The sequence below is a fragment of the Bradyrhizobium vignae genome (assembly GCF_004114425.1).
Taxonomy (GTDB): domain Bacteria; phylum Pseudomonadota; class Alphaproteobacteria; order Rhizobiales; family Xanthobacteraceae; genus Bradyrhizobium; species Bradyrhizobium vignae.
In genome coordinates, this window is sequence record NZ_RDQF01000012.1 from 1 (window position 1) to 24777 (window position 24777).

18 protein-coding genes and 1 pseudogene are annotated in these 24777 nt (G+C 64.5%); 3 read left to right on the forward strand and 16 right to left on the reverse strand.

The window, feature by feature from the left end; all coding sequences use genetic code 11:
- Nucleotides 1–597 precede the first annotated feature (597 nt).
- Nucleotides 598–834, forward strand: a pseudogene (locus tag EAV90_RS12670) (PIN domain-containing protein); the annotation flags it as partial.
- Nucleotides 835–933: 99 nt separating this feature from the next.
- On the opposite strand, the gene EAV90_RS12675 reads toward EAV90_RS12670, so the two are convergent.
- The 6 genes from EAV90_RS12675 to EAV90_RS12700 all read right to left on the reverse strand — a co-directional run bounded on the left by EAV90_RS12675 (nucleotide 934) and on the right by EAV90_RS12700 (nucleotide 7081).
- On the reverse strand, nucleotides 934–1740 hold the full coding sequence (locus EAV90_RS12675; RefSeq protein ID WP_347338798.1) for a phosphorylase: 807 nt from the start codon (nucleotides 1738–1740) through the stop codon (nucleotides 934–936).
- The gene (gene shc / locus EAV90_RS12680; protein ID WP_122404205.1) at nucleotides 1680–3632 is read right to left on the reverse strand and encodes a squalene--hopene cyclase; all 1953 of its coding nucleotides are present in this window, start codon (nucleotides 3630–3632) and stop codon (nucleotides 1680–1682) included. Before shc ends, EAV90_RS12675 begins: the two co-directional genes overlap by 61 nt.
- 51 nt (nucleotides 3633–3683) lie before the next feature.
- Nucleotides 3684–4940: a hydroxysqualene dehydroxylase HpnE gene (gene hpnE / locus EAV90_RS12685; protein ID WP_129143506.1), complete on the reverse strand. Its 1257-nt coding sequence runs from the start codon at nucleotides 4938–4940 to the stop codon at nucleotides 3684–3686.
- A complete protein-coding gene (gene hpnD / locus EAV90_RS12690) occupies nucleotides 4940–5779 on the reverse strand; it encodes a presqualene diphosphate synthase HpnD (RefSeq protein WP_129143507.1) in 840 nt (279 codons plus the stop codon). Before hpnD ends, hpnE begins: the two co-directional genes overlap by 1 nt.
- Complete coding sequence (gene hpnC, locus EAV90_RS12695; RefSeq protein ID WP_129143508.1) at nucleotides 5769–6653, reverse strand: squalene synthase HpnC; 885 nt, start codon at nucleotides 6651–6653, stop codon at nucleotides 5769–5771. Before hpnC ends, hpnD begins: the two co-directional genes overlap by 11 nt.
- Nucleotides 6654–6847: 194 nt before the next feature.
- The gene (locus EAV90_RS12700) at nucleotides 6848–7081 is read right to left on the reverse strand and encodes a hypothetical protein (RefSeq protein WP_122404209.1); all 234 of its coding nucleotides are present in this window, start codon (nucleotides 7079–7081) and stop codon (nucleotides 6848–6850) included.
- Nucleotides 7082–7541: 460 nt separating this feature from the next.
- On the opposite strand from EAV90_RS12700, the gene EAV90_RS12710 reads away from it, so the two are divergent.
- Nucleotides 7542–8039 (forward strand): hypothetical protein, encoded by a 498-nt coding sequence (locus tag EAV90_RS12710; protein ID WP_122404210.1) that lies wholly within the window; start codon nucleotides 7542–7544, stop codon nucleotides 8037–8039.
- A 117-nt stretch (nucleotides 8040–8156) separates the two neighbouring features.
- On the opposite strand, the gene EAV90_RS12715 is transcribed toward EAV90_RS12710, so the two are convergent.
- From EAV90_RS12715 to EAV90_RS12730, 4 genes are all read right to left on the reverse strand, one after another.
- The gene (locus EAV90_RS12715) at nucleotides 8157–10523 is read right to left on the reverse strand and encodes an efflux RND transporter permease subunit (RefSeq protein WP_129143509.1); all 2367 of its coding nucleotides are present in this window, start codon (nucleotides 10521–10523) and stop codon (nucleotides 8157–8159) included.
- A gap of 169 nt (nucleotides 10524–10692) precedes the next feature.
- A complete protein-coding gene (gene eutC, locus EAV90_RS12720; RefSeq protein WP_129143510.1) occupies nucleotides 10693–11511 on the reverse strand; it encodes an ethanolamine ammonia-lyase subunit EutC in 819 nt (272 codons plus the stop codon).
- A 6-nt stretch (nucleotides 11512–11517) separates the two neighbouring features.
- Complete coding sequence (locus EAV90_RS12725; RefSeq protein ID WP_122404213.1) at nucleotides 11518–13104, reverse strand: B12-binding domain-containing radical SAM protein; 1587 nt, start codon at nucleotides 13102–13104, stop codon at nucleotides 11518–11520.
- Between the two features lie 158 nt (nucleotides 13105–13262).
- On the reverse strand, nucleotides 13263–14645 hold the full coding sequence (locus tag EAV90_RS12730; RefSeq protein WP_122404214.1) for an ethanolamine ammonia-lyase subunit EutB: 1383 nt from the start codon (nucleotides 14643–14645) through the stop codon (nucleotides 13263–13265).
- Between the two features lie 223 nt (nucleotides 14646–14868).
- Here EAV90_RS12730 and EAV90_RS12735 point away from each other — a divergent pair, with 223 nt between their 5' ends.
- Complete coding sequence (locus tag EAV90_RS12735) at nucleotides 14869–16608, forward strand: methyl-accepting chemotaxis protein (protein WP_122404215.1); 1740 nt, start codon at nucleotides 14869–14871, stop codon at nucleotides 16606–16608.
- 384 nt (nucleotides 16609–16992) lie between these two features.
- Here EAV90_RS12735 and EAV90_RS12740 read toward each other — a convergent pair whose 3' ends face one another.
- The 6 genes from EAV90_RS12740 to folE form a co-directional block, all read right to left on the reverse strand.
- Nucleotides 16993–18684 carry a methyl-accepting chemotaxis protein gene (locus EAV90_RS12740; protein WP_129143511.1) on the reverse strand — a complete coding sequence of 564 codons (1692 nt, stop codon included), beginning with the start codon at nucleotides 18682–18684 and terminating at the stop codon, nucleotides 16993–16995.
- Between the two features lie 354 nt (nucleotides 18685–19038).
- Nucleotides 19039–20268 carry an acyl-CoA dehydrogenase family protein gene (locus EAV90_RS12745; RefSeq protein WP_129143512.1) on the reverse strand — a complete coding sequence of 410 codons (1230 nt, stop codon included), beginning with the start codon at nucleotides 20266–20268 and terminating at the stop codon, nucleotides 19039–19041.
- A 161-nt stretch (nucleotides 20269–20429) separates the two neighbouring features.
- The gene (locus EAV90_RS12750; protein ID WP_129143513.1) at nucleotides 20430–21641 is read right to left on the reverse strand and encodes an ABC transporter substrate-binding protein; all 1212 of its coding nucleotides are present in this window, start codon (nucleotides 21639–21641) and stop codon (nucleotides 20430–20432) included.
- 189 nt (nucleotides 21642–21830) lie between these two features.
- Nucleotides 21831–22406: an HdeD family acid-resistance protein gene (locus EAV90_RS12755; protein ID WP_129143514.1), complete on the reverse strand. Its 576-nt coding sequence runs from the start codon at nucleotides 22404–22406 to the stop codon at nucleotides 21831–21833.
- A 120-nt stretch (nucleotides 22407–22526) separates the two neighbouring features.
- Nucleotides 22527–24050 carry an FAD-dependent oxidoreductase gene (locus EAV90_RS12760; protein ID WP_129143515.1) on the reverse strand — a complete coding sequence of 508 codons (1524 nt, stop codon included), beginning with the start codon at nucleotides 24048–24050 and terminating at the stop codon, nucleotides 22527–22529.
- 27 nt (nucleotides 24051–24077) lie between these two features.
- Nucleotides 24078–24704, reverse strand: coding sequence for a GTP cyclohydrolase I FolE (gene folE, locus EAV90_RS12765; RefSeq protein WP_122404221.1), 627 nt, complete (start codon nucleotides 24702–24704; stop codon nucleotides 24078–24080).
- Between the last annotated feature and the right edge of the window lie 73 nt (nucleotides 24705–24777).

Here is a 24777-nt window from a genome sequence, read left to right on the forward strand (position 1 = left end):
GAGCAACTCCGCTCGGCTTCCGCCGAGCGCTTGCACGCCCTGAAGACCGGCGAGCGGACGGGGTCAAGGCCGGAAGCCGCCGGAGGCGGTGGCGCGCCAGCGCCAGCCTTGAGGCCGGCCGATCGCCCGGCTACTTCAACACAGTTGCTCCTCGGGGAGCGTTGCACTATTGCCCCCGTCGCCTCGCCGCTGATCGATGCGCGTGCCGGTTGGCTGCCACATCACCGCGAAGTTTGACGCCAGAACCCCGGGCGTCGGGACCACACGACTTCTCCGTCCGCGGACGGCCATGCCGGACGCATCCGAGGCTCGCGTGTGCTCACCCCGAAAGATCCAGCTTGGCCGCTGTGACAGCGCCGTGTCGTATCGCGCCGCGCATGACTCACGGTTGCCCGCCCTGTCATCGCCTTTCGCGCCGGCGCTGCCGCGTCCACCGCACCCCGACCCGCATCTCGTGACGATCGCGAAGCGCCCCTCTGGCAGGATCGGGATGACAGCCCTATGCCATAAATCCGAAATTCGGAAAAGTGAAATATTTTTTCCGGAAGGGATTGACTGGCTGTTCCGGTGTTTTGCCCGACCGGCTGACAGTGCTGGATGGAAACGCTTCGCCTTCTATTTTCCGATCTCGACATCCTCGACCTCGACCAACAGGACGCGCGAGCCGCGGGCGAGATCCGGGCGGAGCTTGCGAAGCGCGGCACACCAATCGGTCCCTATGACATCTTGATCGCCGGTCAAGCGATGGCGCACGGCCTGCCGCTTGTCAGCAACAACACCGCCGAATTCCAGCGTATCGCCGGGTTGCGGCTAGAGGACTGGACCAGGGATTGATGCTCGCAGGCGTTACCGTGACCGTCAGTACGAAGCTGGCCTAACGAAAAAGGCCCGCACGCCATGGCGAACGGGCCTTCGGCAGTTCGACGTATGCGCTCACGCGGCCTCGGAGACCAGCGCCTCGCTGCCGATCAGCTCCGTCCCGATCAGATAATCGCGGCAGCCGCGAAGTGACCGCAGCGCGCGGTTGAAGTCGATGCCGGTCGAGACCAGGGCATGCAACGTCGCCGGATTGCGCACGATTCCGCGCAGCACGGCACCGAAATCGATCTGCCCGTTCGGCTTGATCGCGACGCGGGCCAGCGCCGGCAGGGCGCGATGGGCGGGGTCGCTGATGACGCGGACCGCGGCAAAGGGCAGCCCGGCCTCGGCGGCATAGGCGGCCGCGATGTGGCTTTCCATGTCGACGGCGGCTGCGCCCGTTTCCGAATGCAGCGCCGCCTTGCACGAGCGTTTCGTGACCACCTCCTCGGCCCCGGCGAGGCTGCCGCGCACGACGCGGCGGCGGCCGGAGGTCAGGCGCTCGATCAGGTCGTCGCCGAGCGACAGCCCGGCGGCCCAGCGGGCATCGCCGGACAGCACCTCGGTCGCCAGCACGACGTCGCCCGAGCGCAAGCTCGGGTCGAGCCCGCCGGCCACGCCGAACGAGATCACACCGCGAATCGTGTCGGGGTCCACCACCGTCAGAAGCGCCCGCAACTGCGTCGGGCTGCTGGATGAACAGATAACCGCCATTCCGGGCCCGGCTGCGATACGGGCCTCCTGAACCAGTCCGGTCACGATCAGTATCGGCCGCGGGTCGATGGCTTGACCCGCGGTAAAATAGTCCCCCGTCCCCAAAGTCACATTCCGACCCCTACCACCCTGCTGTTGGTGTTCCGCAAGTTCCGATACCGCGCCAATGCCCACAGCGGAAAGAACTTTGGGTAACCATGATACCGTAGATAGAACACGCGGGGGAAGCCTGTGGCGGTGTACCGCTGCTCGTCCCACAATCCTTTTTTGTTTTGTGTTGCAATCAGGTACTCCACCCCGCGGGCGACGGCGGGGTGATCAACCTCGCCTGCCGCCATCAGGGCAAGCAAGGCCCATGCCGTTTGCGAGGCGGTCGAGGGGGCGGACTCCCAGCCCTTGTAGTCGAGCCGGTAGCTGACGGCGTCCTCGCCCCAGCCGCCGTCATCGTTCTGGATCGAGGTCAGCCACGCCGCGGCCTTCCGGATCATGGGGTCCTTGTGGTCGACGCCCGCCATGTTGAGGGCGCACAGCACCGACCAGGTTCCATAGATGAAGTTCATACCCCAGCGGCCGTACCAGGACCCCTCCGGGTGCTGGGTCTTCCGCAAGTAGGCAACACCATCGGCCACGTGCTTGCTGGTCTTCACGGTCTCGCCGAGCTGGGCCAGCATCGAGATGCAGCGCGCCGTGACGTCCTCGGTCGGCGGATCGAGCAGCGCGCCATGGTCGGAGAACGGGATGTTGTTGAGGTAATATTCGAGGTTGTTGACGTCGAAGGCGGCCCAGCCGCCGTCGTCGCTCTGCATGCCCTCGATCCACTCGCGGCCGCGGGCGATCGCGGCATCATAGCCGGCGACGCCGTGCTCACGGCGCATGCGGTCCATCGACATCACCACGACCGCGGTATCGTCGAGATCAGGGTAGTGCGCGTTGTTGTACTGGAAGGCCCAGCCGCCGGGGCGGACGTCGGGCCGCTTCACCGCCCAATCGCCCTTCACCTCGAGCTCCTGCTTCGGGATCAGCCAGTCGAGGCCCTGCTTGGCCGCAGGCACCGCCTTGTCGCCGCCGGCTTCCAGCAGCGCATGCGCCGTGAGCGTCGTGTCCCACACCGGCGAGACGCAAGGCTGGCAATAGGCCTCCTCGTCGCCGATCACGAGCAGCTTGTCCAGGCCGCGGCGCGTGATCGCGCGCGGCGGATAGTTCTCGTCCTTGCCGAGGGCGTCGTACATCATGACGATGTTGGCCATGGGCGGGTAGATCGCGCCCATGCCGTCCTCCCCGTTGAGCCGCTCCTCGATGAAGGCCAGCGCCGCATCGATCGCGCGCTTGCGCAGGCTCTTCGGAAACATCGGTTCGATCACGCGTAAGATCGCATCGAGCGAACGGAACAGCAGGAACCAAGCCATGCTCTGGTGCGGTGCCTTCGCGGTCATGCCGATCGAACGCGGATCCTGCAGGAACAACTCGTCGATGCCGACGCCCTTCGGATTCTTCGCGCGCGGCTTCAGCGCGGCGATCACCATCAGCGGCACCATGGTTGTGCGCGCCCAGTAGGAGATCTTGTTGAGATGGAACGGCGACCAGAACGGCAGCAGCACGATCTCGACCGGCAGCACCGGCACGGCGCGCCAGGTCACGACGCCGAACGTCGCGAGCAGGAAGCGCGTGAAGACGTTGCTATGAATCGCGCCGCCACGGGCATGAATGGCCTCGCGCGCCCGCACCATGTGCGGTGCGTCGACGGAGTCGCCGATCATCTTGAGCGCGAAGTAGGCCTTCACGCTGGCGCTCATGTCGAACTCACCATCGTGCACCAGCGGCCAGCCACCATGGGCGCCCTGCACGCGGCGCAGGTAATTGCCGATCTTGGCCTCGAGCACGGCGTCGACCGGCTCTCCGAGATAGTGGCGCAGCAGGATGTACTCGGCCGGAATCGTGCAGTCGGCCTCGAGCTCGAATACCCAATGGCCGTCCGCCTGCTGGAAGTCGAGGACGCCCTGCGTCGCCGACGCAATGCTCGATTCCAAAGCTTCGCGGCTGGTCGCGTTCACGGAATCCATATCGCTCGATTGCTCCGATAGTCGATTGAAGGTTGGCCGGGACATTGCCCGTCAGGGCCGCTGTGCAGCGAGAACCAGATCGGCGGCGCGATCACCGGACCGAACTGATCCCTCGATGGTTGCAGGCAATCCCGTAGCAGTCCAATCACCCGCAAGGAACAGGTTCTTCAGCGCAGTGACCGGCCCGGGACGCAGGGCGTTCTGCGCCGGCGTCGCGGCGAAAGTCGCACGGCGCTCGCGCACGATCTGCCAGGGAGGCAGCTCGCCGGAAACGCCGCCCGCCGCGCAGACATCGTTCCAGATCGCCTGCGCGAGCTCCTCGCGCGGCATGTCGACGAGACGGTCGCCATTGCTGATGGTCACCGAGAGACGGTTCGGGAACGCGAACAGCCATTCCACGACGCCGCCGATCACGCCGAGGATCGGCGCCGAGCCCGGCGGCGGTGTGATGCGGAAATGCGCATTCACGATGGCGCGGAATTCGGTCGGCGTCTTCAGGCCCGGCAGCAGGCTGGAGGCCGCGCGCGGCGGCACCGCCATCACGATGACGTCACCGGCACCGAGCTGGATCACGTCCTCGCCGCCGAAATTCAGTGCAGCCACCTTGCCGCCGGTGTTGGCGAACGAACGCAGCTCGTGGCCGAGCTGAACGGTGTGGCCCCGCTCCTGCAAAAACTTCACGGCGGGCTCGATCAAGACGGCGCTGAGGCCGTCACGCGCGATCAGCGGACGGCAGGCCTGCCCGCCCGCGAGCAGCGTCTCGCGCACGATCGCGCCAGCAAGCCCCGCCGAGCCCTCGGGCGGATCGACGTTGAGCGCCGCCAGCAGCAGCGGCTGCACCAGGCGCTGATAAAGGATGCCCTCGGTTGGAATGGACTTGCCAACCAGCGTCTCCTCCGACGCCCAGAGCAGCGGCGCCAGCTTGAGATAATCGGTGAGGCCGGTGTCGGGCACGCGGCGGCTTTCGTCGAGCACCCAGGTCGGCAGCCGGCCATCGCCGAGATCGATCTGCCAACGCTGCCCCGTCTTGATGTCGACGAAGGGAAACTGCGCGCGCTCGGGGCCGACGAGGCCGGCCTCGGTGCCGATCGCGCGCGCATAGGCGCGCACATGGCTGTTGCCCGACAATACCAGATGATTGCCGTTGTCGATGGTGAGATTGGTGGCGCCATCGAAATAGGACCGGCAGCGGCCGCCGGCCTGGTGCGTCGCCTCGTGCACGGCCACCTTGAAGCCGGCATTGGCGAGCCGCACGGCGGCGGAGAGGCCGGACATTCCAGCGCCGATGATGTGAGCTGTGTTTTGCATCAGATGAAAGCGTAACGGAGCAGGATCAGGATGCGTGTGATCTTCGACACACGCACCGGCTCGCGCGGCGCGGTGAAGCCGCGCGCGATCAGGAGGTCCAGAATGGAATGATAGTATTTCGACATGATCCGCGGCGCGCGCACGGCGCGGCGCTTGTTGCGATTCATGATCTCGTCCGACTTCTCGAAATGCGATTTCGCACGCTGCGCCAGCGGCAGACAGACCTTCGGCAGCGCGCGCTCGGCGATCACGCGGTTCGGATCATTGGAGGTGATACCGGCATGCAGCAGCGCCTCGCGCGGCAGATAGAGCCGGCCGAGACCGGCATCCTCGTCGATGTCGCGCAGGATGTTGGTGAGCTGAAGCGCGCGGCCGAGATGGTGCGCGAGCAGGATGCCGTCTTCCTCGGGGATGCCGAACACCCGCACCGACAGCCGTCCCACGGCGCTGGCGACACGGTCGCAGTAGAGATCCAGCGTGGCCATGTCGGGCGCGCGGATGTCCTGCGGCACGTCCATCTCCATGCCGTCGACGATGGCGAGGAAATCCTCGCGCTTGAGGCCGAAGGTCTTCACCGAGGCGACGTAGTCCTTCAGCCGCGGCGGCGGATGGCCCTGGTAGAGCGCGTCGATGTCGTTGCGCCATTCCTGAAGCGCTGCGAGCCGCTGTTCGCGCGGGCCGTCGGAATCGGCGATGTCGTCGACCTGGCGGCAGAAGCTGTAGATCTGGAACATCGCTTCGCGCTGGTCACGCGGCAGGATGCGCATCGCGGCATAGAACGAGCTGCCGGATGCGGTCGAGCCGTAATTGGCGCCGGGCGTGGTCGCCTCAAGCGTCATGTGCAGTCCCCGGTCTGGAAACGGCCTTGCGTCCGATCGCGCGGCGGCCGACTTCGCCGATCATGCCGGCGAGGCTGAAGGTGAGAAGCTCGAACTTGTTCAGATGCACCCGCTCGCGCAGGGGATCGCGCAGCCTGAGCAGGCGCACGATCCGGTCGGCATAGGCCTGGATGACGGAAACGTCGACGCCGAGGCGGAAATCCCGGATCTCCGCAGCTAACGACCTGCCCTCGTCGAGCAGCGCTTCGTTGCGCGCGGCGAGCCCATGCAGGCAGGCCAGCATCGCCGGCGGCGATTGAGCGAGGCCAAGCTGCTCGACCGAGGCACCGTGTGCTGCCAGCGCATCGCGCGGCAGATAGACGCGGTTGAGCTCGCGGAAATCCTTGCCGCAATCCTGCAGGTGATTGTTGATCTGCAGGCCTGCGCAGAGCGCGTCCGACGCGGCCCAGGTCGAGGTGCTCTCGCCGTGAACGTCGAGCATGAAGCGGCCGACCGGCATCGCAGAATATCGGCAATAGTGGATGACTTCGTCCCACGTCTCGTAGCGCAGCTTGGTCACGTCCATGCGGAAGGCGATGAGCACGTCGAGCGCATGGCGCGGCGCCATGCCGCGCTCGGCCAACGCACGGCGCAGGGTGACCGCCTCGGCCTGGGTGTCGCCCCCGCCGAGGAGTTCCGTCTCGAGCAGGTCGAGATAAGCGAGCTTCTGGTCGGCCGGCAGTGTCGCATGGTCGGCGATGTCGTCGGCGGTACGGACGAAATTGTAATAGGCCAGGATCAGGGCGCGATGACGCGGATGAATGATCCAGGACGCGACGGGAAAATTCTCGTCGCGGTCACCCTTGCCGGATCGCAATTCGCTCGCAGATGTCATCGAGGGCTGGTTTACAATCGTTTGGACAGGAACGGCTTTTTCGCTCGCGCGGGCTCACGCCGGCGATGCCGCCGCGGCCCCCATATAGGGGAAGACGGCCGCAAAACCAATCCTGCCGCTCGATGGCTGCCCTCTGCGGACCGCGGCCGAAAAGGCGGCGCCGGGGCCGCCTTGGTGTGGGCCAGCGGCCGAGCTTACTGGTTGTGGTTCTTCAGCACCTGGTCGCAGGCCTGCGAGATCTTGGCCCGGTTCTCCTTGAGGCAGGCCAGGATGGTGAAATCGCCCTGATCGATGACCGGACGGCAGAACTTCTGCACATCGCGGGTGCAGGCCTTCTGCTCGGCCTCCGTGCCGCGCCCTTGCTGGGCGAGCGCAGCCGTCGAGAGGGATGCCGACAGCAGGGTGAGAGCGACGAGAAGCTTACGCATTGTATTCCTTCATTCTGACGGCAGAATCGCACCGATCCCGGGCTGCACAGGGCGGACAACCGGAGCGGATTGTTCTGATGGCAAGTCGCCGCAGGAGGTGCGGCCGAGAGAAGGCACAAGCACTGGCAAATGCGGCCAAATTGGCGCCGCACCCACCAAATCAGGTCTTCCCCGCGCCTTCATTGGCAGATGTAAGGGGTTGATACTACATCATAATTCAGAGAGACCGCATTTTGCTGCACGGCTGTTGCAGAGCTGCATCTCTCCGCCCCGTGGTTTTGGCCAGAAACACCCCGGAACAAGGTAAATCGGATGGTCCTCGCCCCCTTCCCGGGCCCGGTGAACCGCCATCTCGGGTGAGGGCACGTTGAACCTGGCACAGGCTCGGAACACTAAACTTTCGATGTGGCGAGACGTCTTCGATCTTGAACGGACGTCGTTCCAAAACGGGATATTTGTGATGAGATTCTTTGGGCGATCTGGACTGGCAATCACTGCGGCTGGCGTTGGGGCTGCGCTGCTCTTCTCGGTTTCGGCGAGCCATGCTCAATCGTCCGGGCCGTTTGCCGGCTTCGACGGCGCGTGGACCGGCACCGGCACGGTCTCGCTGTCCGACGGGTCCACCGAGCGCATCCGCTGCAAGGCCGACTACAAGGTCGCGGGCAGCGGTCTCAACCTCAAGCAGGCCCTGCACTGCGCCTCCGACAGCTACAAGTTCGACCTCACCAGCGACGTGACGAGCCAGGGCGACCGCATCTCCGGCAATTGGAGCGAGGCGAGCCGCAACATCTTCGGCAATCTCCAGGGCACGGCCGGCGGCGGCCAGATCGACGTATTCGTCGAGGCCAACGGCTTTGCAGCCAATCTGTCGCTGCGCACCAACGGCACCAAGCAGACCGTGCAGATCTCTTCCAAGGGCGAGATCCGCGGCGTCAACATCACGATGACGAAGGGATAGAGCCCGTTTCCGTTCAAGAACAACAAAGCCCTCGGCTCTCGCGAGCCGGGCGCTTTTTGCTGGAGCACTCGCTGCGCCTCCTCCAGTGGTGCACGGACCAAAGCGCCACGATGCCGCTCAGATCGCCGGCTTGTCCGTGCCCTGCAACTTGCCGTGCAGGTTGATCAGCCACATCGCCGTCGGCCTGAGGATGAAGAGGTCGGCGACGAGGGCCATGACCATCGAGAAGGCGCTGAGCCAGCCGAACAGCCGCAGCGACGGCAGATCGGAGAACACGGTGACGACGAGGCCGCAGGCCAGCACCACCGTGGTCAGGATCAGCGCAGGTCCCACCAGCACGGTCGCCCGCTCCACCGCGAGAGCCGAGCCGACGCCCGGCTTGCTCTCGAGTCTCAGGCGGTTGAGGAAGTGGATGGTGGCGCTGAGGCCCAAACCGAACGAGACGGTGAGTGCGACGACGCTGGCGAATTGCAGCCCCTCGCCCATCGCCCATAGCACCGTTCCCGACATCACGACCGGGAAGATGCCGGGCAGGATGCAGGCGAGCATAACCACCCAGGAGCGGAAGGCGAGGCCGATGAAGATCGCGACCAGCGCGAATTCGACGGTGAGGCCGCGATTCAGCTTCTCGATCATGTTGGCCGAATTGCGCGCCGCGATGGCGGCAAGGCCGGTCACCGCGACCTCGTAGCCGGGGTGCTTCTTGCGGACGGCGTCGAGCTCGGTGTCGAGCTTGTCCACGATCGGCAGGAGCTGGCTCGAATCCTTGTCCGGCACGCGGCCGGCGACAACGACGGCATCCTGCTCGGCGTCGATGAAACGCCGCACCAGATGCTCGGGAATGACGTTGACGTATTCCTTCAACGTCGCGACGTCGGTGCTTCCGGCCTTTTCCGCGAGCCAGCGGCGCAGGGTCTCGAGCGACCAGACGTTGCCGACGCCGGCCGCCTTCTCCACGGTCGCGTGCACGTCGGCGATGGTCTGCAGCGTCTCCGGCGAATACAGCGATTCGCCCTTCGGGAACACGATCAGCACGTTGACGGGATTTGCGCCGGTGAGCTTGGCATCCAAGCGGTCGCTGGCGGCAACCGCCTGGCGCTTGTCCGGCACCTGATCGGCGAGCCGGTAGCGCGGCTCCAGATTGGCATAGATGACGCCGAGGCCACCGACGAACAGCACCGCGATCAGGCTGAACAGGCCGGGACGGCCGACCATGCGCACCGCGATCCAATAGCAGAAATTGCGCAGCGCCTGGACGCCGGCATCGGCGCCCTGGAACTTGACCGCAAAGACCTTCTCGTTGCGCACGAACAGCACGCCGAACACCGGCACAAGCGACAGCACGGCGACCAGCGCGATGATGGTGGCGGCGAGCCCGGCTTCGCCGAACTTGCGGATCAAATCGGAGTCGGAGAATTGCAGCGCGATGAAGGAAATGCCCGCGGTGCCGTGCGTCAGCACGCAGGCCGGGCCGACCACCAGCACCGCGTTCTTGAACGCGGTGAACTTGTCCTGGCCTGCAATCAGCCGGTCGCGCGCAGCGAAGGTGAGCTGCATCGAGTCGGAGAAGCTGATGACCATGATGAGCGGCGTCATCACGTTCAGGAACATGTTCAGATTGAAATTGGCCCAGCCGAGCGCGCCGAGAGCCAGCAGGATCGCGATCATCGGCGGGAACGCCGCCGCGACCATGAACGAGATCTTGCGGAAGAAGATGATGGCGATGACACAGCCGGCGAGGATGCCGAGGATGTTGTAGGTCAGCCCGTCACGCTCGACGGCATTGCGGATCTCGAGCTGCATCACCGGCACGCCCGAGAGCTGTACGTTGAGCCCGGTGTCGCTGAGATCCTCCTTGATCAGCCCGCGGATGTCGCCGACGGTCTTGGTCAGCTTGTTGGAGCCGACGACTTCCGGATCGAGCGAGAGCACGATCAGCGCCAGCGTGCCGTCCTCCGACAGCAGCTTGCCGCGGATGATCTCGTTGTTCTTGACGGTCTCGATGAACTTGTCATAGGCCGCGCCCTCCGGCAGCTCGGCCGGGAACAGCGCCGCCGGCAGCTTGCCCGGGGCCGGCGCCTGGCGTGCCGAGAACAGCGAAACGAGGCCACGCGTGCCCTCGACCAGTTGCAGGTCGGTGACGAAGTCGCGCAGCTTCTCCAGGTTGTTCCGCTCCAGCAGGGTCTTGCCCTCGACCACGACAAGGACGTCGAACTCCTCGGCCGGGAACTTCTTGGTCACCTCTTCGTATTGGCGGAATTCGCGGGTGTTGGAGCGGAATAGCTGCGACAGCGAATCATCGATCTTGATGCGCTGGATGCCGAACACCGCGCCGACGATCAGGGCAAGCAGGACGATGCAGGAGACAATCGGCGCCCGGACGGCGACCAGCCCGAGCCGCTCCAGCCCGAAGGCGATCGAGGACGCAGGTCCCTGCTCGACCTTGTCGACATGAACCTCATTCTCGCTGTGCTTTTCGAGCATGCTTTGTCCAGTTCCTAAATCGGCTCGGTTTGTGAGCTTATTGCGCCCCGCGAACGGCCTGAAAACGCCATACGGATGGGAGGCCCTTGAAAATGCGCGGAAAATCGCCGCACGGGGTTTAGCAGGTCCCGCCATGGTCTCGCAAGCAGGCGCAGGTCGACCAAACCGATCAAGATGAGGACATTTTGGCCCCCGATTCCGTTCCTTCAGCCGAAGCCGCGCCAAGTCGACGCGGGGGGCGGTCGCCACTTTCGTCCTTCAGCGCCACGCCGGTCACCTCTCTGGCCAAGCCCTCCCGGACGAGCCAGGCGATCTTGAGGGCGGCCTCGTCACAGCTCAACCCGGCATGATGGATGTTCGACACGCAATTGCGCTCGGCATCGGTGCGGCCGGGCTTCGGTGCGAAAGTCAGATAGGCGCCAAGACTGTCGGGTGCCGACAGGCCGGGCCGTTCGCCGATCAGCATCACGACCAAGCGCGCACCGAGGATCGCGCCGATCTCGTCGCCGAGCGCGACCCGGGCGCCTGAGGCGACGACGACATGGCCGATTGCGACAGCATCTCGCTCCGCAAGCAATGGCAACAGGCGCCTCACCACCATCGCAGCATGGTTGTGGACCGCCGCCGCGGACAGGCCGTCTCCGATCACAAGCGCGAGCTGGCACGGCGCGGAGGTGCTTCGCGCCAGAAGCTGCGCCGAGCCGGGCTCAAGCTGTCGTCCCAGATCCGGCCGCCGCAGATAGTCGCTGCGATCGACCGCTCGGCTCCTCACTTCGGTCACGGCAAGTCCGAGCGCGCCGAGATCGGCGACCAGACGCGGCGTATCGAAGGCGGCATGCACGGCATCGCGCGCGCGGGCATGGTCCAGCGTGAAATCAAGCAGCGCACGTGTCGGCATGCTCGCGCCGCTGCGGCCCAGCGCAACGCGCGCGGGCGTGAACGCCCGCAAATCCAGCGTCGGACGACGCAGCGGGACCGGATCAGACATGTCGCATCATTCGGCGGGAACGGCGGCCTCGCGCAGCCGGATCGAATAATTCGAAGCGTTCTGCTTGCCGCTCGAGGCCGCGCGCGCGAAGGTGATGAGGTGATGCGCGATCGTGGCGCAGCCGATCAAGCCTTCGAGATCGCCGCGCTTGATGCGTCCCAGCGCGAACTTCCAGAACACGCGCTTGTAATCGCCAAGCACGCCGACCTTCCAGAAAATGTTGCGCAGCATGACGAGGCCGCGCTTGATGTTGGGCCAAGTCTTCATCTCCGGTGCCACTGGCACCTTGAGTCGGTTGGCATAGGTGTAATCGCACTGATGCTGATAGCGCGCATAGACCTTCTCGGGCGCGTAGGCGACCTCCATGCAATGCTTCCAGGACGAGACGACCTCGTCATAGGGCAGCAGGAATTCGACGTTGGAATCGCGACCCTCGTCATCGACCAATCGTCCCTCGCGCTCCAGCCGGTCCCACAGCGGCGTCTTCGGCAGCGCCTGGAGCAGGTTGATGGTGAGCAGCGGAATCCGGGACTCCTCGACGAAGGCGAGCAGTGCGTCCGAGGTGTTCGGCTTGTCGGTGTCGAGCCCCATGATGATGCCCGAGACCACCTCCATGCCGTAGGAGTTGATGGTGCGCACGCCCTCCAGGATCGGGACCATCATGTTGTGGTCCTTGTGCATCGCATGCAATGCATCCGGATCCGGCGTCTCGATGCCGCAGAAGATGGTGATGAAATAGGCCTCGCGCATCTTCTCGAGGATCTCGGGCCGCTTGGCGATGTTGAGCGTCGCCTCGCAGGCGAGCCGCACCACGTAGCCGGTTTTCTTCTGCCATTCGATCAGATGCGGCAGCAGGTCCATCGCCGCCTTGCGGTTGCCGATGAAATTGTCGTCCACGAAATAGATCGTGTCGGTCATGCCGCATTCGCGCAGCCGATCGAGCTCGGCGATGATCTGCTCCGGTGTCTTGATCCGCGGATTGCGGCCGTAGAGGCCCGGGATGTCGCAGAACTCACACTGATAGGGACAGCCGCTGGAATACTGGATGCTGCCGAGAAAGTATTTCTTCACGTCGGCGAGTTCGTAAGCGGGGATCGGGAATTCCGTCATCGGCACCCGGTCCTTGGTGGTGAGGACCACCTGTTCGTCAGGACGCGAGGTATCGCGCGACAGAATCTCGATCAGCTGGTTGGTGGCGTCGCCGAGCTCGCCGACATGCAGATAGTCGAACGACGGATAATAGTCGGGGCAGGCGCTGACGGAGGGACCGCCGAGCGCGACCGGGAGATCGAATTCATGGGCGCGGCGGCAGATGTCGTTCATCTGCTGGCGCTGGATGTGCATGCCGCTGACGAAGACGGCTTCCGCCCATTCGAACTCCTCCTTCGTCGTGCGGCGCAGATTCTCGTCGACGAATTTGACCTGCCAGTCCTGCGGCAGATAGGCGGAGATCAGCAACAGCCCCTGCGGCGGCATGAAGGCGCGGACGCCATCGGTCAGGGGATAGGAATACTCGAATGTACCGAAGGACGAGGTGTAGCGTGGAAATACACAGAGAATCCGCCGGGACGTTCCGTTGCTTTCAGCTCGCATCAAAGCTCCCCCGCCACGCTCGACCGATGGTGCGACAATTGCCAGCCATGCACATAGGCTAACGCTGTCGCCGGAATTTCTCAATATTGTGGCGCAAGCATAATTCCGGAAGGCGCCGATGGTTTCCTAGGCAGGGAGAGCTGGCACCTGCCGCCGCCTCATGCGATCAGCCGCGAGGCAAAATCGGGCAGCAGGCCTGCATCGCCGGCAAGACGGAAATCGGCGCCTGCAATGCCCGAGCCCGCCAGCCAGTCGTCGAATTCCGGCGCGCGGCGCAAACCGAAGACGTCGCGGACATAGAGTGCGTCGTGAAAAGACGTCGACTGGTAGTTCAGCATGACGTCGTCTGCGCCGGGGACGCCCATGACGAAGGTGACGCCGGCGGCGGCGAGCAGCGTCAGGAGATTGTCCATGTCGTCCTGGTCCGCCTCGGCATGGTTGGTGTAGCAGATGTCGACCCCGAGCGGCAGGCCGAGCAGCTTGCCACAGAAATGATCCTCAAGTCCCGCCCGGATGATTTCCTTGCCGTCATAGAGATATTCCGGTCCGATGAAGCCGACCACGCTGTTGACGAGCAGCGGATCAAAGGCGCGAGCAACCGCATAGGCGCGCGCCTCGCAAGTCTGCTGATCGACGCCGTGATGGGCGCCCGCCGAGAGCGCCGAGCCCTGGCCGGTCTCGAAATACATCACGTTCTGCCCGACGGTGCCGCGCCGCAGCGACAGTCCGGCCTGCTTCGCCTCTTTCAGAAGCGCGAGATCGATGCCGAAACTGCGGTTGGCGGCCTCCGTGCCGGCGACCGACTGGAAGACGAGGTCGACCGGGGCGCCCTGCCCGATCAGCGACAGCGTCGTCGTGACATGGGTCAGCACGCAGCCTTGCGTCGGGATCTTCAGCCGCGCGATGATCTCGTCGAGCAGCCGCAGCAATTGCGCAATGACGGTGGGATCGTCGCTCGCGGGATTGATGCCGATACAGGCATCGCCGGCTCCCAGCAGGATGCCGTCGAGGATCGAGGCGGTGATGCCTCTGGCGTCGTCGAACGGATGATTGGGCTGCAGCCGCGTGCTCATCCGTCCCTTTAGCCCGATGGTGTTGCGGAAGGCGGTGGTGACCTCGCATTTCCGCGCCGCCAGGATCAGATCCTGGTTGCGCATCAGCTTTGACACCGCGGCCGCCATTTCCGGCGTGATGCCGCCTGCCAGCTTGCGCAGCACCTCGGGCGTTGCGGCGTCCGACAGCAGCCAGTCGCGGAAAGCTCCGACCGTCAGCGAGGCCACCGGCGCGAAGGCCTTGGCGTCATGGCTGTCGATGACGAGGCGGGTGACTTCGTCAAGCTCATAGGGGACGACAGCTTCCTGCAGGAACTGGCCGAGCGGCACATCCGCAAGCGCCATCCGTGCCGCGATCATCTGCGCGGCGGTGTCGGCGGCAACCCCGGCCAGCCGGTCGCCGGAACGCGGCGGCGTTGCCTTGGCGAGCAGGTCGCGCAGATCCGGAAACGCGTAGCTCGTGGCGTCGATGGTATGTCGGTAGACCAAGGGTGCCTCCGGGGTTCATCGGCCAATGGCCGACTCCAGGACTATCGTGAAACTATACCTTCGGATCAAGACGCTGAGATATCTTACGTTTCGTTCGACCTAAGACGAAGGCAGCCGACGGACGCATTAACGTCGCGTCCATCTTCGTTCTGCATAGTTTTGCATCAATTTTACACGACCGCGCTCACCTCCCGCCTCAAGCTCATCCGGGCCCTCGAACACCATGACAATTGACCGATCTGGGAATGCCACCGCCCTGGCAGGCCGTTTCACGCTTGCCACCAAGCTCTACGCGATCTTCGCGCTGTTCGCGCTGCTGACGGCGGCGATCGCGATGCTGTCCGACTACAACAGCCGCCGCAGCGCCGAGCTGATCAGCGCGATCGAGACGGCGAACGCCGCCGCGCTCAACGTCGAGCGCGTCAACTCGCTGGTCTATGCGGTCGTGATGGAATCGCGCGGCGTCTACATGTCGACCGAGCCGTCGCTGGTGCAGAAGTACGGCGAGGGCCTGCTCAAGTTCAATGCCCAGATCCTCGACGTCGTGAAGCGCTGGGAGACCATCGTCAAAGCCGACGATGCCGAGCAGTTTGCAACCTTCAAGAAGCGCATCGAGCAGTTCGTCGAGTTCCGCAAGGAGCTGGTGCGCCGCGGCGTCGAGATCAATGCGGCCGCGGGCCGCGAATGGGGCGACAATGACGCCAATCGCAGCGTGCGCTCGGCCCTGAACAAGGATCTCGAGGCGCTGTCCAAGGTCTATGCCGAGCGCGCCAGGCAGATCGCGCAGCAGACCGAAACCAATCGCGAATTGTCGTTCTTGCTGACCTGCCTCGGCGGCCTGGCGCTCGCCCTCGTCGTGATCGGCATCGTCATCATCGCCCGCTCGATCGCCCGGCCGCTCGCCTCGATCACCGCCACCATCAAGCAGGTCGCCGACGGTGCCGAAAACGTCGTGGTGCCGCACTCGGACCGCGCCGACGAGATCGGCGCCCTCGCCCGCGCGATCCAGGTGTTCCAGGAGGCCATGGGCCGAAACCGCAACCTCGCCTCGCAAGTGTCGCAAGACGCAGCCGCGCGCGAGGAGCGCGCCCGCCACATCGAACGATCGGTCGAGGAATTCCGCGGGGTGATCGGCGCCATCATGCACGGCCTCAGCGACAACGCGCAGGTCATGCGCGAGACCGCACAGACCATCACGCGTGTCACTGCGGATGCGAGCAGCCGCGCCGGCACCGCGGCGAACGCCACCGAGCAGGCCTCACACAACGTCTCGGCGGTCGCGAGCGCCGCCGAGGAGCTGTCGGCCTCGGTGGAAGAGATCGGGCGCCAGGTGCGGCAATCGGCCGGTGCGGTCGAGCAGACCGGCCAGCGCACCGAGAAGTCGATCTCCGAGATCGAGAGCCTCGCCGCGGCCACGCAACGCATCGACGGCGTGCTCAACCTGATCCAGGCGATCGCCGAGCAGACCAATCTGCTCGCGCTGAATGCCACCATCGAGGCCGCGCGCGCCGGCGATGCCGGCCGCGGCTTTGCCGTGGTCGCTCATGAAGTGAAGGCGCTCGCGGGCCAGACCGCCAAGGCCACGGCCGAAATCAGCGAGAACGTCTCGATGATCCAGGCCTCCACGCGCAATGCGGTCGACGCCGTGCGCGAGATCGGCGGCGCGGTCCGCGAGATCAACGAGGTCACCTCGGCGATCGCCGGCGCCGTCGACCAGCAGGACGCCGCCACGCGCGAGATCTCCTCCAACGCGCAAAGCGCTGCGCAGGGGAACGAGACGCTCGTGGCGAACATCACCTCGCTGCGCGATGCTATCGGCGAGACCGACACGGCGGCAGCCTCCGTGCTGACGGCGGCGAGCAGCCTGACCGCGACGGCGGACACGCTATCGCGGGAAGTCGAGACGTTCTTCCAGAACCTGCGCTCGGGAGCCACGGACGGCCGCATCGCCAAGTCGGGATAGCGGCCGCCAAGCGGGCCGCGTCAAACAAAAACTTGAAAAACAACCCCATGCACAGTAGGCCAGCACAGGTTTTTCAATGGCTTAGCGACGCACTCGCATGTCTACTGATTCTACGAAATAGATTTTGACTCGTCGGGCAAAACACCGGCATCATGTCATCATGGAAACACGCGCTGTACGGCCCTGTTCGCCATGGTGATCGGGGGCGCGCAAGTCTTGCCAAAGTGGCCGCGTCTCGTCGGCTCTGCCGCCAAAACCTGAAGCGACCGTTTAGCCTCGGCAAGTCGGCGATGGGCCAAGCCTGACGAGCCGGTCGGCAGCTCAGGATGCCCCCCGGAACTGCCAAGCCGCTGGAGCTGAATCTGGTTCTTCACCGAGAACCGATCAGGCGCGAACGGTGCGCAGGAAATGCGCGACCTCCTCCCTGAGACGTGTCGAGTCGCGCGACAACAGCCCGGCGGATGACAGAAGCTGAGCCGACGCGCTGCCCGTTTCGGCTGCGCCGCGTTGCACGTTGGCGACTCCGGCGCTGACGCCGCCGGTGCCTTGGGCCGCCTGCTGGATGTTGCGAGCGATCTCGTGCGTCGCCGCGCCCTGCTGCTCCACCGCGGCAGCGACGGCCGTTGCGATTTCTGACATTCTGGAAATGGTGCCGCTGATATCAGTGATGGCTGCGACCGATTTTTCGGTGGCCGCCTGCATGCTTCCGACCTGCTGGCCGATCTCTTCAGTGGCCTTCGCCGTCTGTTCGGCCAAGGCCTTGACCTCGCTCGCCACGACCGCGAAGCCGCGACCGGCATCACCTGCACGCGCCGCCTCGATCGTCGCGTTGAGCGCCAGGAGATTGGTTTGGCCCGCAATGCTGTTGATGAGATCGACTACGTCGCCAATTCGTGCGGCTGCCTGCGCGAGACGCTCGATCTGTTCGTTCGTGATCTCGGCCTGTCGCACGGCCTCATCCGCGATGCGCGAAGATTCCTGTACCTGGCGGCCGACTTCTCCCACCGATGCCGCCAATTCTTCGGACGCGGACGCCACCGACTGGACATTGGTCGTCGCTTCCTCGGAGGCGGCAGCGACGCCGGCCACTACATCTTGGGTACGCTCGGCCGTCGCCCTCAGCGTGCCCGCCGATGCCTCGAGCTGGCTGGACGCAGAGGAGACCGTCTGAACGATTTCGCCCACCGCACCTTCGAATGCGTCGGCAAGGCGGTGCATCTCGCGCCTCCGGAGCTCGGCCTGTTGGTGCTCCTGCTCGGCTCGCGCCTCCTCTGCATCCTTCTTGGCGATCAGCGCCTCCTTGAACACCTGCAGCGCATCGGCCATCTGGCCGATCTCGGTGCGCTCGCCTTGATGGGTTACTTCTGCGGATAGATCGCCGGCGCTGAGGGCCCGCATCGGCGAGACGATTGCGTTGATGCCTTGCGATACGGTTCTCATCACGAAAAAGGCAACGAGGGCGCCGAGGAGTCCGGCGATCGTCACTGTCGCCACGAGGGTCTTGACCGCGCTAATGTAGGCGATTGCGGCCTCGGCTCCCGCAGCGTCCGCGCCCTTGTTGTTGAGATCAATAGCACTCGCCAGGACCTTATCCGCGTCGAGGCCAATGGGATTCACGTTTCTGCTGTTGAGATCGTTGGCCTCTTGAGGAAAACGACCAGCCGCAGCACGCGACAGAATCAGCACCTCCTGAGCGCCCTTCATGTAATCGTTCCAGAGGCCGCTCCATTCATCAAAGAGTGCACGCTCCTGCGGACTGGAGATGAGCTTCTTGTAGTCCGCAATGTTTTGCGCCATCCTTTCGGCGATTGTCTCGATGCGCTTATCAAGGTCCGCCTTGTCCTGCGCACGGTCGAACAAAAGATGCTGCCGCACCGCGTTGCGGTAAGTAATGGTGGTAGCGCGCAACTCGCCGATCACGCGGACGCTCGGAAGCCAATTGCTCCGGATGTCGACGACCGCTGCGTTGATCACCTGCATATTCCAGACGGCGAAAACGCCGGTGCCGATCAGAGCCAGCAAGAGGCCGGAAACGACCGCGGTAATCTTCGTTCGTATCGAGATGTTGGAAAACATGACAGGCCCCTGAAAAACATCAAAAATTGATGACCTCCGGGACCCAATGCATCTGACGGGCGGTCGTATCCCTCCCCGGACCAGGACCAAATTTCCGTCAGCCCCGTGCCCCATTCGTGCTAAAGTTGTATCGATTTTGCCTTAACCGTTTCTTACTTCCTCACACTCCTCGCCAAACGGCAAGCAACTTTTGCGTGAATGTGCGTGATCGACCTGTTTTGCCGAGGCTGACTTTTCCCACTGGTGCGAACTTCTTCAATTCGCACCAGTACAAGTGCCGCATTGGCTGATTGGTCTGCTTCGCAACCATAAGCGAACATCGAGCGAATGCAGGCACCGCGAAGCCGGGCCCAACTACCCCATCACCCCGCCCCGCCTGATCAGCTCCTTCCCGACCGCCGCCAAATGCACCTGGTCCGGGCCGTCGCCGATGCGGATGAAGCGGGCGTAGACATAGGCGCGGGCGAGGAACGTGTCCTGCGAGACGCCGGCGGCGCCGTGGATCTGGATGGCGCGGTCGATGACGCGGGCGGCCATGCTGGGCACCACGATCTTCGCGGCAGCGATGAGGTCGCGGGCGGCCTTGTTGCCTTCGCGGTCCATCTTGTCGGCGGCTTGCAGCGTCAACAGCCGCGCCTGCGCGATCTCGCAGAAGGAGTTTGCGATGTCCTCGCGCACAGAGCCCTGCTCGGCCAGCGGCTTGCCGAAGGCGACGCGCGCAACCGATCGCTGGCACATCAATTCCAGCGCGCGCTGAGCGCAGCCGATCAACCGCATGCAATGGTGGATGCGGCCGGGGCCGAGCCGGCCCTGCGCGATCTCGAAGCCGCGGCCCTCGCCGAGCAGGATGTTCTCTGCGGGCACGCGGACGTTGTCGTAGACGATCTCGGGGTGGCCGACCGGGGCGTCGTCATAGCCGTAGGTGAGCATGTCGCGGACGATGCGCACACCGGGCGTGTTCTTGGGCACCAGAATCATGGATTGCTGGCGATGGCGATCGGGATGGTCGGGCGCGGTCTTGCCCATCACGATCAGGATCTCGCAATCCTCGTTCATCGCGCCTGATGTGAACCACTTGCGACCGTTGATGACGTAGTCGCCGCCGTCGCGCCGGATCTCACACTGGATGTTGGTGGCATCGCTGGAGGCAACCCGCGGCTCGGTCATCGAGAAGCCGGAGCGGATGCGCCCCTCCAGCAGCGGCGTCAGCCAGCGCTCTTGTTGCGCCTTGGTGCCGTAATTCGCCAGCACCTCCATGTTGCCGACGTCGGGGGCCGAGCAGTTGAAAACTTCGGCTGCCCAGAGGATGCGGCCCATGATCTCCTTCACCGGCGCATATTCAAGGTTGGAGAGGCCAGTGTTGTTGAGGTCCTGGCCGTGCTTGCCTGACAGGAACAGGTTCCAGAGCCCCTGCTCGCGCGCCAGCCGCTTCAAATCCTGCAGCACAGGCGGCGTCCTGTAGCGCGCGGCCTCCGGCTTGACCTGCTCGTAATAGAGATCCTCGACCGGCTCGACATGCGCCCGCATGAACTGGCGGACGCGCTCCTGCAGCTCCAGCGAACGGGCGGAATGTTGAAAGTGCATTGGGGTCTCCTGTTCGCAGCGTTTGACGTCGTCATGCCCGGGCCTGTCCCGGGCATCCACGTTCTTCGTGCCGTGTCGCAAGGCGTGGATGGCCGGGACAGGCCCCGGCCATGACGTTGGGGAGGCATCGGTGTCTCCGAAGCGGCCGCCGGCCTCGCCCCTCACGTGCCGCGCAACAGCTCGCTCGCCACCACCCAGTCGTTGCCGTCGAACTGCAGCATATAGCCGTCCTTGATCGGGCGGAAATCCTGCGGCGTGGTATTGAGGGTGATGCCGGGCATCAATAGCGACAGCGGCACGTTCTTCAAATTGGCGGCCTGCGCCATGATGTTCTCGCGCGTCAGATTGTCCTTGCACTGCTTCAGCAGCACCACCAGCGCCTCGGCGACGGTGTAGCCGTAGAGGCCCGCGACGTTGTTGACGTCGGCATTCGGCAGGCGCTTCTTCATAAACTCGATATAGGCGGTCATCGCCGGATCGTCCTTCGACTGCTCGACGAAGGGCTTGAGCGAGCCGAGCGACAGCACGCCTTTGCCGGCCTCGAGCCCGGCCGGCACCATCACGGTAGCCTTGTTGGCACAGCCGGAGGCGAGGAAGCGCGTCGGTTGCCAGCCGACTTCATGTGCCTTGCGGATGGCTTGCGCGCAGGCGCGTGGCGTCACCGAGTAGATCATGAAGACGTCGGCCTTGGTGCTGGCGAGCGTCAGCACCTGGGAATCGACGGTGGGATCGGCGACCTCGAAGCTCGAGGCCATCGCGATCGCCTTGTCTGCATCGGCGCCGAGCGCCTCCCTGACGCCGCGAAGATATTCCTTGCCTGCATCGTCGTTCTGATAGAGCACCGCAAAGCGCGCATTCGGGTTCTTGGCGCGGGCATAGGCGACGTCGATCGCGGCCTCGCTGGTGTAGTTCGGCGCCCAGGGCAGCGCCATCGACCACGGCATGTTGGCGGGATCGTTCCACTTCGAGGCCGAGCTGATCAGGAAGATCTGCGGCACCTTGTTGCTGTTGAGATATTTCGCGATCGCCGAACTCGGCGCAGTGCCCATGGTCGCGAAGATGAAGGCGACGCCGTCGCCCTCGACCAACCGACGCGCGGCTTCCATGGTCTTCGGCGGCGAGAAGGCGTCGTCCAGCGAGATCAGATTGAGCTTGCGGCCATTGACGCCGCCCTTCTCGTTGACCTCGTCGAAATAGGCAGCGATCACCCGGCCGGTGATGCCGAGCGGCGAGGCCGGGCCGCTATAGGGCATGGTGTTGCCGATCTTGATCTCGGTGTCGCTGACGCCGGGACCATAGGATTTTTGCGCAGGTGCAGGCGTGGACAGGCAGGCGGCAGCCAAAGCTGCGGCCAGGGCCAAAGCGGCTCTCATGGTGTCTCCCCGATGATGATCGCCGCGCGGCGAGGCGCACGCGCGGCGCGCTGCTTTTGTCAGCGCGCCAGATCAGCGGAGTTCAACAAGATGGTCTTGCGTCGAGTTGCTGATACGTTCGCTCATGAGTCCAGGGTTCACCTCTCCCCATCGGGGAGAGGTGGTCCGAGGTCTTCGCGCCCAGTTCGCCTAGCCGCGCCGCTTCAGGCTGAAGCCGAGGCTGATCCAGCCAGCACCGGCCATGATCAGATCGATGCCGAGGAACAGGCCGAGGATATAGACGCTGTTCACCGGCCAGCGCGCCAGAATGACCAGCCCGAGCAGCAGCGTGATCACGGCCGACAGCGCGACCCAGACCCACGGGCTCTCGCGCTTCATGCTGAAGGCGAGAAACAGCCTGACCGCGCCCGAGGCGATCAGCGAGGCGCCGAGAAATAGAGTCAGCAGGACGGCCGCGAACAGCGGATTCTCGAAGGTCAGTAAGCCCGCGATCACGTAGAGCACGCCGAGGAGAGCCCAGATCAGGGCCTTGCCCCAGCTCTTCATCTGAAACGCGCCGATGATCTCGGTAGCGCCTGCGACGATCATCATCGCGCCGACCACGATCACGCTCGCCACCGTCGCCATCACCATGCTGCCAAGCGCGACGAATCCGGCAATGAGATAGATCACGCCGAGCGCGACGATCCAGCCCCATTTCGCATGCAGCGTCGCGATGCCCGAGCCAAGGCTTGGATTACGAGACGTGTCGGAAGCACTGGTCATGGCGGTCACTCCTAGCCCGCGGGTACACGCCAGAATAGCACGCACCGTACCGGGGCGACAGCCAGCAGAGCAGCTGCACCGGCAGCAGCATTGACACAAATCAAGATCGAATGCGGTGCGTCAGGCGCGCGACCGTTCCATTTCGAGCTCGGCCTTGAGATTGTCGAGATCGCGGTAAATTGAAGCGACCGCCAGCACCCGGCCGGCCTTGCGGTACTTCAGCAGACAGTCTTTGCCGGAAATGCTGCCGTCGATCGCGATGTCGTCGAAGCTCTCGGCGTGGCCGACATAATTGATCGGCACGTCGTAGTGCTGGGACCAGAAGAAGGGCACCGCGTCGAAGCGCTCGCGCTTGCCGAGCATGTTGCGCGCCGCGGTCTGACCCTGCCGTTCCGCCACCACCCAATGCTCGACACGAATGGTTTGCCGGGAATGCGGATCGGGCCAGCGTGCGATGTCGCCGGCCGCGAAGATGCCGGCGACGCTGGTTTCCAGATATTCGCTCACGCTCACGCCGCGATCGGCGGCGAGGCCCGCCTGTTCGGCCAGCGCGAGGCGCGGCTTGACGCCAATGCCGACCACGACGAGGTCAACCTCAACGACAGCCCCGCTCTTCAGCCTCGCGCGCTTGCCGTCGAGCTTTTCGACCGTATCCTTCAAGTGGAAAACAACGCCATTCTCTTCATGCAGCGACCGGACGAAGTCGCCCATCTCGGCGCCGAGCAGCTTCTGCATCGGCCGTTCTTCCGGCGCGACCACATGGACTTCCAGCTTGCGCGCGCGCAAGGAAGCCGCGACCTCGAGGCCGATGAAGCTGGCGCCGATCACGAGCGCGCGTTTCGCGCTGCCTGCCGCCGTGATGATTGCGCGGCTGTCGGCAACGGATCGCAAGGTGTGGACATGGGGCTGGTCGGCGCCAGGAATCTGGAGCTTCACCGGCTCGGCCCCGGTCGCAAGCAGCAGACGGTCGAATGGCAGCCTGTCGCCATTGCCCAGCGTGACGCTGCGAGATTTTGGATCGACCGCAGAGACATTCGTGTTGAGCCTGAGATCGATGCCGGTGTCCCGATAGTAATCCTCGGACCGTAACGGCAGCCAGTCCTCCGGCGCGCTGCCGGCGAGATAATCCTTGGAGAGGTTCGGCCGATCGACCGGCATCGCGCCGTCATTGCTGAGCATGGTGATGGCACCGGCGAAGCCTTCGCGCCGGAGCGTCGCCGCTGCCGCGAAGCCGGCCGCACCGCCGCCGACGATGACGAATTTTTCCGGCGTCGGCGCGCTGCGATGAGCCGTTGACGGCCTGGGTGCCTCGCGCTTGCGCTGAACGACGATCCTGTCGCCGTCGCGCGCGACGTCCCATAGCGCAAGCCGATTCAGCGCCGGCGGGCGGGTGGCCTCGCCCGAGCGCAAGGAGAAGCAGGCATGATGCCAGGGACAGCGGATGGTCTCGCCGACCACGAGCCCCTCCGCGAGCGGGCCGTGGTAATGGCTGCAAGCCGGCTCGATCGCAAAAATCTCGCTGCCGGCCTGAACGAGCAGGACATCCTCCTCGCCGACATGACCAAGCAATTTACCGTCCTTGAACTCCGTCAGCGACACGCCCCTGGTCAGGTCGGGCCCACGCGGCTTGTTGTCCTCGGTCATGGCGTCGTCTCCTCGCGCTGTCGCGGATCAATCGTCCGAGTTGGCCAGGCCCAGCAGTTCCTGGCGGGTCAGCGCATTATCGCGAAACACCCCTAACATGCGGCTGGTGACGAGATCGGTCCCGGGCTTGTGCGCACCGCGCGTCGTCATGCAATGATGCGTCGCCTTGATGATGACGCCGACCCCTTGAGGCTTCAGCACGTCGTTGATCGTGTTGGCGATCTGCGCAGTCATCTTCTCCTGGATCTGGAGCCGTTTGGCATAGATATCGACCACGCGCGCAAGCTTGCTGATGCCGACCACGCGCCCTTGCGGGATATAGGCGACCCAGGCACGGCCGACGATCGGCGCGATATGGTGCTCGCAATGGCTTTCGAAGCGAACGCCGCGCAGGACAATCATTTCGTCATAGCCTTCGATCTCCTCGAAGGTCTTTTGCAGGATTTCGGTCGGATCCTGCGCATAACCGGTAAAATATTCCTCGAAGGCGCGCGCAACCCGATCCGGCGTGTCGCGCAGGCCGTCGCGCTCGGGATCGTCGCCGGCCCAGCGGATCATGGTCCGGACCGCCTGCTCGACCTCATACCTCTCAGGCCGATCGCTCGGCGCCTGCGCGACCGCGACACGCTCAAGCTTGCGCGCTTGTGACTTCATCAACAGCCTCCTCTTCCGACGGGCCGCATCCAGCAGCGGTCCTTCAGCTTGGACGGCTCCGATCGGAAAAGGT